Origin of the sequence: Longitalea luteola, from assembly GCF_017356035.1 — a bacterium.
Lineage (GTDB): Bacteria > Bacteroidota > Bacteroidia > Chitinophagales > Chitinophagaceae > Niastella > Niastella luteola.
Genome location: NZ_JAFIQX010000005.1, coordinates 409,653 through 424,057, shown reverse-complemented (window position 1 = coordinate 424,057; position 14,405 = coordinate 409,653). Strand labels below are relative to the sequence as shown.

The following is a 14,405-nucleotide window of genomic DNA, read 5'->3' as shown; positions in this document are numbered from 1 at the left end:
CTAAAATAAGGGCCCCTGGAACCCGAAACTTGTAACCTGTAACACATCGCCTGGTAACCGGCAACTGGTAACTGGAAACCGTTTTCACTATCTTTGCGCCATGCATTATGTATCTGTAGAGAATCTCGGCAAGTCGTTTGGCGTAAAACCATTATTTGAGAATATTTCTTTCCACGTTGAAGAAGGCGATAAAATAGCGCTGGTAGCCCGTAACGGTAGCGGCAAAAGTACCCTCTTGCGCATTCTGGCCGGAAAGGAAACAGCCGATAACGGTACTGCCTGGATCAATAAAGAAGTGACCGTGGCCCTGTTTGAGCAGGACCCTGCATTTGATGAAAAAGGCTCGGTGCTGGATAATATCTTCTACTACAATCACCCCGTTATCAATGCCATCAGGGAATACGAAGCCATCAGCGAAGAAGGCAACCCTGAAAAACTGGGCGCAGCCATTGTAAAAATGGATGAACTGGGCGCCTGGGACTTCGACGCCAAAGTAAAACAGATCCTGGGCAAACTGAACATCCATCATCTGAACCAGCCTGTGAATACCCTCTCGGGCGGCCAGCGTAAACGCGTGGCACTGGCCAAAACCCTCATCGATATTGGCTTCGAACATAAACACGTGCTGCTGATCATGGACGAGCCTACCAACCACCTGGATATTGAAATGGTAGAATGGCTCGAAAATTACCTCGATCAACAAAATGTTACGCTGCTGCTGGTGACCCACGACCGCTACTTTTTAGATTCCGTCTGCGAAGAGATCTGGGAACTGGATGGCAGTGAGCTGTTCGTTTACAAAGGCGATTATGAAAATTATATTGAGAAGAAAGCCGCCCGCCAGGAAAGCGATGCAGCCAGCATAGAAAAAGCGCGCAATACCTATCGCAAAGAACTGGAATGGATGCGCAAGCAGCCCAAAGCCCGCACCACCAAAAGCAAAAGCCGACAGGATAATTTCTATAAAATAGAAGCCAAAGCCAAAAAGCGTATTGAAGATGCGCAACTGGAACTGCAAATGAAAATGAACCGGCTCGGCGGCAAAGTGATCGAACTGAAAAAAGTGTACAAGAGCTATGGTCAGAAACCGATCCTGAAGGGTTTTGATTACACTTTCAAAAAAGGCGAACGCATTGGTGTGGTAGGCAAAAATGGCGTGGGTAAATCAACCTTCCTCAATATCCTGCAGGGTTTGGAACCTGCCGACAGCGGCAAGATCAATATCGGCGAAACCGTCGTCTTCGGCAACTACTCGCAACAGGGTCTGGTATTAAAAGAAGATATGCGGGTGATCGAGTTCGTAAAAAGTATGGCCGAAAGTTTTCCCCTGGCCAGCGGTGGTTCTTTAAGCGCCGCGCAGTTCCTGCAACTGTTCCTGTTTCCACCTGAGCAGCAGTACACTTATATTTCAAAACTCAGCGGGGGCGAAAAAAGGCGGTTGCATTTACTATCTATCCTGTTCCGCAACCCCAACTTCCTCATACTCGACGAGCCAACCAACGATCTCGATCTGCCTACCCTGGGTGTGCTGGAGAACTTTCTCAGCGAATACCCGGGCTGTTTACTCATCGTTTCGCACGACCGGTATTTTATGGATCGCCTGGTAGACCACCTGTTTGTATTTGAAGGTGATGGTGTCATTCGCGACTTCCCCGGCAACTATTCGCAATACCGGTTATGGCTAAAGGATAGAGAAGAAGAGGAAAGATCAGAAACAAAGACTGCAAAAACAGAAGTAAAACCCACCGCGGCGGCGGCGCCTGAAAAAAGGAAATTATCGTACAAGGAGAAACGGGAGTTCGAACAGCTGCAGCAGGACATTGCCGGCCTCGAAAAAGAAAAACAAACCATTACCGAGCAATTGAACAGCGGCTCCCTGCCCTTCGATCAGTTGCAGCAATTATCGGTACGCATCAGCGAGATCACTAACCTGCTGGATGAGAAGGAAATGCGTTGGCTGGAATTGAGTGAGTTCGAAGGATAAAGTTGTGCGTTACAAGTTCCAGGTTACATGAAATTCAGTTACCTGTTGCCAGTTACCAGTTGCCGGGGCACAAACCAATGGCAGGCTGAGTATTTGCAGACTTGCTGCATTAAGGACCTGGTAACCGGCAACCGGAAACCGGTAACAACACCATTCACCATTGCCCATTTACCATCCACCATTCAACAAACTTTCCTTTAAAAATAACCGAACTCATTTATTTTTGATTTTAAACAAAAATCACACTATGAGAAGGATCTTCCTGGTTATGGCTCTGGCGGCCACTGCTGCTGCTCATGCACAAAAGATCGCCGACCCCAGGCCATTTGCCAATTCAATAACCCCTGATGACCTTAAAAAACACCTGTACATTGTAGCAGGTCCCGGCATGGAAGGCCGTGAGACCGCTACCGAAGGACAACGCAAAGCAGCGGCTTATCTGGAAAGTCAATTCAAGTTACTGGGATTGCAGCCGGGCAATAAAGGTAATTACCAGGCGGGCTTCCCTGTTTACCAGGATTCTCTGCTAAGTTCAACAATAGAAGTGAACGGAAAACAGTTTGCATTAGCAACCGATTTCTTCATAAACCTGGGCATGTCACACACCAGCACTTTATTAAGCAGTGAAGTGGTTTTTGCCGGTTTCAGCACCGATAGCAGCAACAATAGTTATAAAGATCTGAATGCACAGGGCAAGGTGGTGCTGGTGATGCCGCCCGCTTCCACTTCAGGAGGCGCCAGCACCGGCAACCGCAACCGCTTCAACCCATTCGCCATGCTGGAAGCTGTTCAGAAAAAAGGGGCAGCGGCCGTATTGATGGTACAAAGTGGTTTTCCCCGCCGTAGTATGCCCGCCAAAGGTCCCCAACACCTGCATGCATTTAAAAATACCGTTTTACCAAATACTTATTATATTTCTGAAGAGGTTGCCAAAGCCATCATGGGCAATGACTATGAAACAGCTAAAGAAGCAGGTAAGAACGGGGACGTACAGCCTAAAACGTATGCAGCCAATATCAAGCTGGAAATAAAGAAAGAATTGAACGAGTTGACCAGCAGCAATGTGATCGGCTACCTGGAAGGCAGTGATAAAAAAGACGAGTATGTTTTCATTACCGCACACTATGATCACCTGGGCAAACGCGGTGATTCAGTGATCTACTATGGCGCAGATGATGACGGATCCGGCACGGTAAGTATCCTGGAATTGGCCGAGGCATTTACCAAAGCGAAAGCGGCCGGAAAAGGTCCCCGCCGCTCGATCGTATTTATGGCCGTTTCAGGTGAAGAAAAAGGTTTATGGGGGTCTGAACATTACAGCGACCATCCCCTGTTCCCACTGGAAAAAACAACGGTTGACCTCAACATAGATATGATCGGCCGGATCGATCCCAAACGCAAGGTGGGCGATAGCACCAACTATGTGTATGTAGTAGGCGATGACAAGCTCAGCTCTGACCTGCGGCCCATCAGCGAAGCCATGAATAAAAATTACACCAAACTGGAACTGGATTATAAATACAATGCACCCAAAGATCCTGAGCGTATTTATTATCGCAGCGACCACTATAATTTTGCCCGTAAAGGTGTACCGATCATTTTCTACTTCAACGGTACCCATAACGATTACCACCGGCCCACCGATACGCCCGACAAGATCAATTATAAGCTAATGGCCAAAAGAGCGCAGCTCATATTTTATACAGCCTGGGAAATGGCCAATCGCAACGATATGCTGAAAAGAGATCTTCCGCTAACGGAACAGTAATTCATCTACGTTAACGCCAAATGCCTAACGCAGCACGCTGCATGCAGCCCTGCGTCAGGCATTTCGCTTTTCAGGCTGATGTTGAGCTATAAAGTTTCAGCTATGAATAAAGCAACCGTCTTTCGCTGCCGTTCGTATCTTACTACAAACACTATTTAATATGAAAAGATTACTGCCCTTAACGGTAGCAGGTTTTGTAGTGCTTGCTATGGTGTTTTCCGGCTGCGATAACGACGATGACGACGGTCCTGCCATTGTAAGAGAGTGGCATGTAGACATAAAAGCGATCAATGAAGTGCCTGCACCGGCGGGCAGAAATGAAGAAGGCGAAGCTACCATTGAACTCCTCTCCGACAATTCGCTGAAATACAACCTGCACATTCACAACCTCTCCCCCAGCGACCAGTTGACCAATGCCCATATTCACACCGGCGATGCCGGAACTTCCGGCGGTATATTGATACCGTTCAATCCCACATTTACCGGAGCCGGTTCCATGGGTATTGTTACCGGATTACGCCAGGGACAAATAGATACACTTTTAAGCAGACCCGTGTATGTGAATGTTCACTCACAGCAGGCGCCTGCAGGTATCGCCCGTGGGCAGCTCGACAAAGAAGTTGTTCTTGCAAGAGACATAGCCCTGACAGGCGCAAATGAAGTGCCGCCCGTTAACACCACGGCCACCGGAACGGCAATTTTACGGCTCACCCACGATAAGGTGCTTTATTCGATAGTAACGGTAAACAACCTCGAAAGCAACGACACACTAACGGTAGCCCATATTCATCCGGGTGCCGCCGGCACCAATGGTCCACCGCTTATTTTCCTTTGTAATGCTCCCACCGATTTTGGCGTGTTGAAGATCTCGAATCCGCTGGAAGATGCCCTGTATAATCAGGTGTTGAATACGCCCATGTATGTTAATGCCCACTCGCGCCGCCACGGACCGGGGTTGGTTAGAGGACAGATCAGATAACCAGTGGAATAATTTGATGATGTGATAATTTGATGATGGAGTACAGAGCTGTGATCGTGGCTTATGCTGAGGCTTCTATTTTTAAGGACGCCCGACCTTGAAACATTATCACATTATCGAATTATCACATTATCACATTTGTCTTTAAAAGTATCATTTCTTTAGTTTAAAACAATATCTAAACAGCTTCCCTTCAAAATCAAAGGGTGTGGTAGCGCGGGTAATGTCTTTTATCTCGCTCGCATGGATCTGTTCGCGGTCCAGTTCAAACTTGCGGTAATTGGTACTGAAATAGATCACACCCCCGGGTGTAAGTGCGCGTAATGTTTTATTCAACAGCCCCGCATGGTCACGCTGAATGTCCAGGAAATCTTTCATGCGTTTACTGTTGCTGAAAGTAGGCGGGTCCATGATCACCAGGTCGAATGAAGCAGGTGGTAATGTATCGAGGTACTGCTTTACATCGGCATGTATATAGTGGTGCTTTTTTTCATCGAAGAAACTATTCAGCCGCATATTCTCTTCGGCCCATTGCAAATAGGTTTTTGACAGATCAACAGAAGTGACCTGCGCTGCGTTGCCAGCTGCTGCATATACCGAAAAAGAACCGGTATAACAGAAGAGGTTCAACACCCGCTTGCCACTGGCCTCATCGCGCACCATTCCCCGCGTAATACGGTGATCGAGGAATAGACCGGTATCGAGATAATCGCTCAGGTTTACTTTAAATTTCAGTCCGGCTTCTTCGACAATGAAATTGGCGCCTTCCGCTGATACCCGCTGGTATTGACCTAACCGGCCTGGTTTGCGTTGCCGTTCTTTGATATAAACGTTATCAACAGGCATTTCCAGCACCTCACAGATCAGCTCGATGGTGGCTTCGAGCCAGGCCTCGTGCTCGGCCTCTGCCATTTCAAACTTCCGCTTGTATTCTGCCAGGTATAAATTGTCGCCGTATCGTTCAATACAAAGGGCAAATTCCGGCAGGTCATGATCATAGATGCGATAACAGGTTATACCCTGGCGGCGCGCCTGCTTGCCAATATGCCGGTATACTTTGGTAAGCCGGTTGCGAAACATCTGAAATTTTTCGGGAGACATGGCGCAAAATTAATGTGATAATGTGATAATGCGATGATGTGATAATGTCTTACGGGTGATTACACCCTGGACACTTTCTGCAACCACATAAATCCAATAGCTGTCAACATGCTTGTTACACCCAGCACCCACCACAACACATTGAATCCTGCATACTGTGCGATCTGTGACCCAAGGAAGGGGCCTGCCGTTTGGGCTATCGACCAGGCCATAGTGTACAGTCCGGCATATTGGCCCCGGTTATGGTCGGCACTGCGCGAAGTCCAGAAGTTATTCATAAAAGGCAGTACAAGAATTTCACCCATGGTCATTACCACCATCATTACCAGGGCCATAATATAATTGATATGAAACACATTCAACATTAAATAGGCGATGCCTACCAGTATGGAACCTCTTGCGATATAAAAAAGGCTCGATCGCCGGCCTTCCAGTTTGAAGATGAGGACCATTTCAATAATAGCGATCATAACCCCGTTCAGCGCACCAATTAACCCAATGAAAGCTTCATTGAAATGCAACTCTATTTTATAGTATGCATTCAGGTTAGTGAACAGCTGGAAGAAACAACCTGCAAATAAAATGGTAAGCAGAATAAACCACAGGTAAATGGTATCGCGGTAAGGTGAATGGAAAGGACCGGCCGCTGTTTCCTTTTTTGGCGGCTGCACCTGTTTTGATGGATGCAAAAAATACCATAACAACAAAGCGGCCGTAATATTGGTTATACCATCGACCCAAAATAACAATTCATAATTGATGGCTGCGAGCACACCACCCAAAGCGCTCCCTATGGCCCAGCCCAAATTAATGGCCAACCGGTTAAGGGCATACGAACGGGTACGGGCGCCTTCCTTACTATAAGCAACAATGGCCGTTGAGTTGGCAGGCCGGAATGCTTCATTTACCAGGCTTAACAAAAATGTAAACAAACAGATCAGCGGAAATGATCGCATTTGCCCAAGCACCATGAACAACACACCCCCACCTGATAATGTAATGAGTTGAACAGGATGAAAGCCCAGGCGATCTGTCAATTTTCCGCCTACAAACCCACCGGTTACTGAGCCCAAACCAAACAAGGCCATTACGATACCTGCCTCACCAATGGTATAGCCCATTGAAGGACTGGTAAGATAGATAGTCATGAACGGTAATACCATGGTGCCGCTGCGGTTAACTAACATAACAAACGACAGCCACCAGGTAGAAGGAGACAAACCGCTATAAGCACTTTTGTAGAGGGAAAGCGTTCTCGAGATCATGTGACTGTATTATAAAAAAAACATCCCGACTAAGGTCGGGATGCAATTTATAATAAATCTCAAAGCAGACGGGAGAAATATTAACTGCCAAACACTTTTTTCAAAATGTCAGAAACACGGGCAGCAGGATCTTTGCGGATCTTTTGTTCTTCCTGTGCAACCTGGTAGAACATGCCACTCAACGACTTCTCGGTTACATAACCTGCTAAGTCTGGGTTAATTTTATTGAAGGTCGTTGGCAGTTTATTGTATGTTTCAAATACTGTTTTCCAGTATTGGGTAGCCGATGTTTTTTGCAAAGCCGTATCAATTACGGGACGGAATGCAGTGGTAAGCGCAGAAACTGTTTTACTGCGCAGGTAGCCCGTAGCTGCCGTATCACTGCCTTTTAATATGCCCAACGCATCCTGGATGCTCATGGTTTTAACTGCATTTACAAAAATAGGCGCCGCTGATTTGCTGGCTTCTTCCGCAGCCCGGTTCATCGACAAAATCGCGTTGTCAACCAGTTTGCCCATGCCGGCGGTACGCAAGGCGTTTTCTACTTTTTTTGCTTCGGGAGGCATCAGCACTTTGATAGCAGCATTGGCGAAAAATCCATCTACTGCAGATAATTTATTAGCACCATTGGTTGCACCAACTGTCAATGCTTCTTTTAGACCGGCAACGATGTCATCATTGCTTAAAGCAGAAGTGTTACCACCAGTAGCCTTATTTAAAATGCCACTTGCTTTCTTCAGGAAGCCACTTTGTGCGAATGAAGCAACACTGGTAAGTAGTAACAGGGGTAATACAAATCTTTTCATAGTGATATTCATTATATAATTCAGCTAAAATAACGTGTTAAATGGTAAAAAGTTGTTAAGCCTGTGCTTATTTATCCCATACAAACTGTTCAGCCTTAGGCATTTTCTCAAATACATGTTTTACTGTATCGGGGGGAACGGTGAGTTTACGCTGCATTACATCCATCCAGGCTCCGTCTACAGTAAGAACAGCAGCGATTTCATCGCCATTTTTCCTAATATAATGTTGAATGCTCCATCGCGAAAAATCCGGCCGCGTTTTCAACAATTGAACATCAATGGTAATGGCATCGCCCATCTTTAACTCCCGCCTGAACACGCATTCTTCCCTGAACAGGATAGGCCCAAACTGGTGCTTTATCATGAACGAAGGCGTTAGCCCGTGTTCAGCCAGGAACGACACCCGTACATAAGCCCCAAAATCATAATATACGGAATGGCGTAAATGAAAATTGGGGTCCAGGTCAGACCAGCGGATCTCCAAAGGTTTAATATAGGCACTCATAAAATTTAGCAAAATTGATGGGTATCAAAATTAGTCAGTTCTCACTATTATCAGTATTTTTTTGCTTCAGCCTTCAGCCTTTAGCCTTCAGCCTTTAGCTTTCAGCCTATCAGGTCACAGGCCGGCAAGTGGCAATAATTCAACGACGAATTCGTTTCATTCACTTACATTTGATCCCTAAAATTTAGATAATGAAAAAATCTGTGCTGTTGGTCTTAGCCTGTTTACCCGCCACTGCAATGCTGGCCCAGGCTCCAGCCAAGAAAAAGCCTGTTACAGCTACTCAAAAACCCGCCACGACGAAAAAACCCGCTGCTACCGCCCCATCTGCGCCCGCTTTGAAAAACGCTGCCGATTCGTTTAGTTATGCCATTGGCCTGAGCATCGCCAGTTTTTATAAAGCCCAGGGCATAAGCAATATAAACAACCAGCTGGTGGTGAAAGCCCTTGCTGATGCAAAAGTTGATAAAGCCCTGCTGAATGAAACCCAGGTGAACAACTGCATTGTTAATTACATGCAGAAAGCGCGCAGCGATAAAGCTTTACCAAATAAAAAAGCCGGAGAAGCATTTCTGGTTGAAAATAAAAAGAAACCCGGCGTAATTGCTTTACCCAGCGGATTGCAATACCAGGTAGTGAAAGAAGGTACCGGTCCTAAACCAACCATTGAAGACCAGGTAAAAGTTCATTACCATGGTACCCTGATCGACGGCTCTGTATTCGACAGCTCCATTGAACGCGGACAACCCATTACGCTTGGTTTAAAGAATGTTATTCCCGGTTGGACGGAAGCGTTACAATTAATGCCCGTTGGCAGCAAGTGGAAGTTGTTCATTCCTTCTGACCTGGCCTATGGCGATAACCCCGCCGGCGCTATCAAGGAAGGCTCAACCCTGATCTTTGATGTTGAGCTGATAGAGATCGTAAAATAAAACCGTTTAATAAATGAAGGATCCCTCCCGAATGCATCGGGAGGGATCTTTTATTTGTACCCATTACAAATTGATCGTCCTGTCTTTCGGATATTTCACGCTATAGCTTACACGGTATTTCTTTATTTCACCCGGCGCCAGTTGCGCTTTCCAGGTTAAGATGCCCGTTTCTTCATGTACGGCAGCGCCATCGTGTTGCAGCAGCTCCACTTCAATGTCTTTATTGGTTGACACAGGGTACTGGTCGCGCAACTCCATTTGAATGGCTTCTTTCTTGTTGTTGCGAACCGTTATTTCGTAGGTCAATGTCTGCTTCTTGTTAGCCCCCAGAAATTTTACACTGCTGAAATCAGCCAGCCTTTCGCGGTTAACCACTACCCTTTTGTCACGGCCCAATGTAAGATCCAGTGTATCCAGTACAGATGCCGCATCAATAGATGTTTTACCAATATAGGTGCCCTCAAAAATAATATTGGCTTCGCCCGGTAACAGGTTCAATGCTTCCCAGTCAACTATTTCGCCCATCAGGTAAGCATCTTTATCAAGCCGGGGCGCGCTGTAATATTTATATTGGGCCGGTATCTTGTAATCTTTCAGATTTACATTCTGCTCCTTGCCATTCGACGGTACATCGTATGGCAGATCAATATCAAAGACCACATTCAACTGGTTGTCTTTTACCGCTACATAATCGCCCATCTCCTTCAGGGTCACCACTACCGCTCCGCCATTAGCCCGGCTTCCGTAAATAGCTGTCGCCTGTGCGTCTTTTAACACTTCCATATTTTTTATAGCGTTCTTGTTGATCTTCTTAAACTCCGCCTTACTCATGATCGTTCCATTCACTACATAAACGGGCTCCGCTGCCTGCCGCTCGCTTTCTGAAGCATCGTTGTTGCTGTTACCGTATCCTGCTATCACCACTTCCTGTAACGCAGAAGGTGCAGCCACCCCGGCTATCCTGTTGCTGTAGTAAGGAGCCACATAACCAACCGGATCAACATACGCAAGGAACCACGCTTTTACATCGGGCGCATTGCTATGTTGCGATGGCACTGAAGTAGACAAAGCCAGCTTCACCTGCCGCCAGTCGATCCCGGTACTTTGCACCAGCCTTGCTTTGTAGGCCAGGGAAACCGGTTTATTGATATTCTCTACCCGCAGATCGTAGGAAGGATTCCAGCCGGCTGCCGGCGTTACATACGATATATTGAAATCATACTGACCGGCCAGCGGAGAATACAATTGCAGCAAAAGCTTACCGATCGTTTTATTATTTTTCTGCTCTTCTTCTTTTATCTGTTTGGTGAGCTTACCCGAAATGCTAATTAATCTGGATTCTCTTTCTTTGTACCGGCTGATCTCATTTTGCAATTCCAGCGTCTTGTTCTTATAGTAATCCATCATTTTCGTTAACTCGGTAACGCTTACACCCGTTTGATCGCCCCGGATCTCTTTATTTGCTTTTAACAGTTCGAGTAACTCCTGGTCGGTCTTTAACACTACCTGTACCCTGGTAATTTCATCTTTAATGATGTCCAGCGAATCTTCCAGTCTTTTTACAACAGGCGATTTTACTTCAGGCCTCAAAAAATCAGTAGAAAATTCAACAGACAGAATCGTAACATTACCATTGCTGCCTATTTGCAGGCTGTTAATATCGATCCGGTTGCTGATATTATCTATCACCAATTCATTATTACCCTGGTTTAACGAAACTTTGGCGGTATGGGTTAATTCGGCGCCGCTACGATATACCATAGCAGCTCTCAATACCGAGGAAACAATATTCTTATCGTCGCCGGCTTGTACGGAGGCGGCCAAAAACAGGGACATTAAAACGATCAGTATGCCTTTCATATACTTCATTTTAGTGAGTGATTTTCATAGTGGATGCACACGGATTAAAAATTACATAAATGCAGATTACTTGACGGTTGCCGGTTACCGGTTACCCTGTTGCCAGTTACAGGTTACAGGCTTCAGGTTTCAGGCGTAATAAAATCCTGTTTCGAGCTTCATAATAAAGCCCTGTAACATGTACCTTGTAACCTCTAACCATTGTCACAAAAAAGGACCACCTGTAACCAGATGATCCTTTAATATATTTAACACCTCGTCTTCCTGCTTTCACCGCATACTTCAGCCTCTTTGAACGATGATTTTACTTATAAAGTAATTCATAATATTCGTTAGCCATCCGCCCCGAGTCGAACTGGAAGCGAACATCGCGCATGCCGTTTTTGGCGATCTGGCGCCAGGTATCGTAACGCTCATAGTACATGGGCAGAATATCGTGCTCCAGCAGGTCATAGATCTTGTCCAGATCATACTGATCCTGTTCCTGCACACTCATTTTGTTGTAATCAGGTTTAGGCACCACGAAACCATTATGGCCCTGGTCAATAAATTCAGGGATCCAGCCATCGGAAGTAGAGAAGTTAACGGCGCCATTCATCGCAGCCGTCATACCGCTGGTACCTGAAGCTTCGCGTGGCACGCGTGGATTGTTGAGCCAGATATCAGCGGCCTGCTTCATCCGTTTGGATAACCCCAACTCATAACCGACAAGCACGGCTATATTTTTGTACCCTTTGCTGAGGTGCACAAGGTTGTTAAATTCATTGATAGCGGGGTAATCCATTGGGTAAGGTTTTCCTGCCCAAATGATCTGTACCGGGTATTTTGTACTGTTCACTAATTTTTCGAACCGCGCTTTATCGCGGGTAATCAGCTCAGACCGCTTGTAACCGGCAAAACGGCGTGCCCAGACAATGGTAAATACATTCGGACTGAAGAGTTTGCCGGTTTGATCGGCTACTATATCAAAAGCCCTGCGCTTCAGGTATTTCTTGCGATCATCCCACCAGCTGTCATTTCCTTCCTCGGCGGCCCGGTATAATTGTTTATCGGCCCAGTAACGCCAGTTCTGTGCATTGGTAATAGAAATGATCGGACAAATATTTTCATACTTGCCCCACATTTGCCGCGACACTTCGCCATGCAGCTTAGACACACCATTTGCAAGGTGAGCAAAACGCAAAGCTACCAGTGAGTGATTGAACTGATCATCCTGGATGCCGGTGAGCTTGCGCACTTCATCGATGCTCAGGCCACAGAAATAACTCATTTTATGGCACAGGTGAATATCGTGCTTTTCGTTACCGGCTTCTTCGGGAGTATGCGTAGTGAACACGAGGCGCTTCTTCACTTCATCAACCTGGTTACCGAATTTTTTATATAAATAGAAAACAGATGAAACAGCATGCGCTTCATTCAAATGATACAACTCCGGATTAAAGCCAATTTCATCCATAAGTTTGGCGCCCCCTACTCCCAGCAGGATGAACTGGGCTACTTTGGTTGCCACGTTGGCATCGTATAACCGGTGCGTAATGGTTTGCGAAATATGATCATTCTCCGGCAGATCGGTGCTCAGCAAAAAGAGCGGCGCCGTTTTAAATGTCTCCGGATTCAGATAATATGCTTTCACCCATACCAGGTGATCATGAATAGTTATTTGAAATTTAATACCAGTATCTTCCAGGAAATGATAATTCTTTTCGAGCCAGGTTACCTGCAGGGAATGATCCTGGTTACGTGCCTGATCATAATATCCATACTTCCACAAAATACCTACGCCCACCATATTTTGTTGCAACTCGTATGCACTGCGCAAGTGAGAACCGGACAGGAAACCCAAACCGCCGCTATAGATCTTCAACGGTTGATGAACCGCAAATTCCATTGAAAAATAGGCTACCCGTTTGCTGTATTTACCTTCTATTGGGTAAGGAACTGTAAAATTGGTAAAACTCATATACACTGATCATTTTAACATCCAGGTACTAATATGTATTTGTTCCTGACTGTGTGATTCAATAAGCTACAAAATCGGGGCGAATATAACGCAAATTCAAATCCCGGGCTGTTTGTTATCACTAATGAATGTTAGTATGTGATGGTGCGCGATATTAATGCTGCTACTGCTTTTTAGCTTTTGACGCTTTCTTTTTCGGATAACTTCCACTAAAAAAGCATTGTATATCCCGGTATGTACCACACCCGCCTTTTTCTTTCAGGGTCACTTTACTGCTGGTAAACGTAAACTCCAGCGAACAGGGATTATCACTTTTAACAAATTGTGCCACAGTTGGTGAAATAAAACGGCCGGTTCCTTTCAATTCGCCATTGCATTTTCCGCCACTTTTCTCAAAATGAATAAAGAATACCATTTCGGAGGCATTCCTTCCATCTCTTATGGAAACGAAATTCTTTTCATTAACTATATAGTCGCCTGAAAATTTATTGCTGGCCGGCAAAGTATCAATAGGATTCACTACATCCTCAATTATGTCTTCATTGGGCTCTGTAACAATTAGGGTAAAATTATCCCCGTTCCGGTCATAGAAGTAAACGTTCCGTTTATACCGAATTTCATCAGCAGAAGCCCTGGTTTCCCGGTATGTGGTGATCTGGAATTTTGAATCGAGCAGGCCGTATGCAGAAGTATACCTGTCAAAGCCGGTCTTGAGAATGGGCATGGCCTGTAAGAACTTGTTCTCCTTATTGAAAGTGGCCAGGTACACCACCTTTTTGCTGCCCGCTACAACAGCCGTGAACAAATAACTTTCTTTCTCTTTTTCTTTTGTTCTTCCCAATGCATAAAATTTAGGCGTGGCCGTTTTGCCAAAGTCTTTTCGCCATATACTATCAGGAATAAATTTCGAAAACGTATTCAACGCTATAGCCATTGAGTCGTTCTGCTTCTTTGCCAGCATGGTATCAGCTACAATAAAGGGCAGGGATGCTTCGGGGTAAAAGGCAACGAAATCTGCAGCTGTTTCTATATCACCTGCCTGTAAAGTTGTTTTCTCGTCCTTGCATGCAAATAATAACAATATCAAACCCAGACTTAATAGATACTTCTTCATACAATATCCGATAGCTATTGATGGATAAAAATACGCATTCATTATCACTTCCGAAAGAAAAGGGCCTCTTCCACGCCTGCGCACCAATTAGGGTATCACTCATAATTTATGCCACTGCCGGGAAGCAACGG

At 45.6% G+C, this 14,405-nt stretch carries 12 protein-coding genes; 5 read left to right on the top strand and 7 right to left on the bottom strand.

What is annotated here, in order from left to right:
* The first annotated feature begins 100 nt into the window (after window positions 1–100).
* The 4 genes from JUB15_RS15810 (at window position 101) to JUB15_RS15795 (ending at window position 4,731) form a co-directional block, all read left to right on the top strand.
* Complete coding sequence (locus JUB15_RS15810) at window positions 101–1,984, top strand: ABC-F family ATP-binding cassette domain-containing protein (protein ID WP_207513456.1); 1,884 nt, start codon at window positions 101–103, stop codon at window positions 1,982–1,984.
* 27 nt (window positions 1,985–2,011) lie between these two features.
* Window positions 2,012–2,185, top strand: a complete 174-nt coding sequence (locus JUB15_RS15805; protein ID WP_207513455.1) for a hypothetical protein — start codon at window positions 2,012–2,014, stop codon at window positions 2,183–2,185.
* Window positions 2,186–2,231: 46 nt separating this feature from the next.
* Window positions 2,232–3,752, top strand: a complete 1,521-nt coding sequence (locus JUB15_RS15800; protein WP_207513454.1) for a M28 family peptidase — start codon at window positions 2,232–2,234, stop codon at window positions 3,750–3,752.
* A gap of 160 nt (window positions 3,753–3,912) precedes the next feature.
* Window positions 3,913–4,731, top strand: a complete 819-nt coding sequence (locus tag JUB15_RS15795) for a CHRD domain-containing protein (RefSeq protein ID WP_207513453.1) — start codon at window positions 3,913–3,915, stop codon at window positions 4,729–4,731.
* A gap of 153 nt (window positions 4,732–4,884) precedes the next feature.
* Here JUB15_RS15795 and JUB15_RS15790 read toward each other — a convergent pair whose 3' ends face one another.
* The 4 genes from JUB15_RS15790 to JUB15_RS15775 all read right to left on the bottom strand — a co-directional run bounded on the left by JUB15_RS15790 (window position 4,885) and on the right by JUB15_RS15775 (window position 8,408).
* Window positions 4,885–5,832 (bottom strand): class I SAM-dependent methyltransferase, encoded by a 948-nt coding sequence (locus JUB15_RS15790; RefSeq protein ID WP_207513452.1) that lies wholly within the window; start codon window positions 5,830–5,832, stop codon window positions 4,885–4,887.
* A 59-nt stretch (window positions 5,833–5,891) separates the two neighbouring features.
* On the bottom strand, window positions 5,892–7,097 hold the full coding sequence (locus JUB15_RS15785) for an MFS transporter (RefSeq protein ID WP_207513451.1): 1,206 nt from the start codon (window positions 7,095–7,097) through the stop codon (window positions 5,892–5,894).
* An 80-nt stretch (window positions 7,098–7,177) separates the two neighbouring features.
* Entirely contained in the window at window positions 7,178–7,903 is a 726-nt protein-coding gene (locus JUB15_RS15780) for a DUF4197 domain-containing protein (protein WP_207513450.1), read from the bottom strand.
* Window positions 7,904–7,970: 67 nt separating this feature from the next.
* Window positions 7,971–8,408 carry an acyl-CoA thioesterase gene (locus JUB15_RS15775; RefSeq protein ID WP_207513449.1) on the bottom strand — a complete coding sequence of 146 codons (438 nt, stop codon included), beginning with the start codon at window positions 8,406–8,408 and terminating at the stop codon, window positions 7,971–7,973.
* A gap of 191 nt (window positions 8,409–8,599) precedes the next feature.
* On the opposite strand from JUB15_RS15775, the gene bamJ reads away from it, so the two are divergent.
* Window positions 8,600–9,340 carry a BamJ family beta-barrel-assembly machinery protein gene (gene bamJ, locus JUB15_RS15770; protein ID WP_207513448.1) on the top strand — a complete coding sequence of 247 codons (741 nt, stop codon included), beginning with the start codon at window positions 8,600–8,602 and terminating at the stop codon, window positions 9,338–9,340.
* Between the two features lie 63 nt (window positions 9,341–9,403).
* Here the strand turns inward: bamJ and JUB15_RS15765 are convergent, their stop codons facing one another.
* The 3 genes from JUB15_RS15765 to JUB15_RS15755 form a co-directional block, all read right to left on the bottom strand.
* Window positions 9,404–11,200, bottom strand: a complete 1,797-nt coding sequence (locus tag JUB15_RS15765; RefSeq protein ID WP_207513447.1) for a DUF4139 domain-containing protein — start codon at window positions 11,198–11,200, stop codon at window positions 9,404–9,406.
* Between the two features lie 304 nt (window positions 11,201–11,504).
* Complete coding sequence (glgP, locus tag JUB15_RS15760; protein ID WP_207513446.1) at window positions 11,505–13,160, bottom strand: alpha-glucan family phosphorylase; 1,656 nt, start codon at window positions 13,158–13,160, stop codon at window positions 11,505–11,507.
* A 163-nt stretch (window positions 13,161–13,323) separates the two neighbouring features.
* Window positions 13,324–14,274, bottom strand: coding sequence for a hypothetical protein (locus tag JUB15_RS15755; protein ID WP_207513445.1), 951 nt, complete (start codon window positions 14,272–14,274; stop codon window positions 13,324–13,326).
* Window positions 14,275–14,405: the final 131 nt, after the last annotated feature.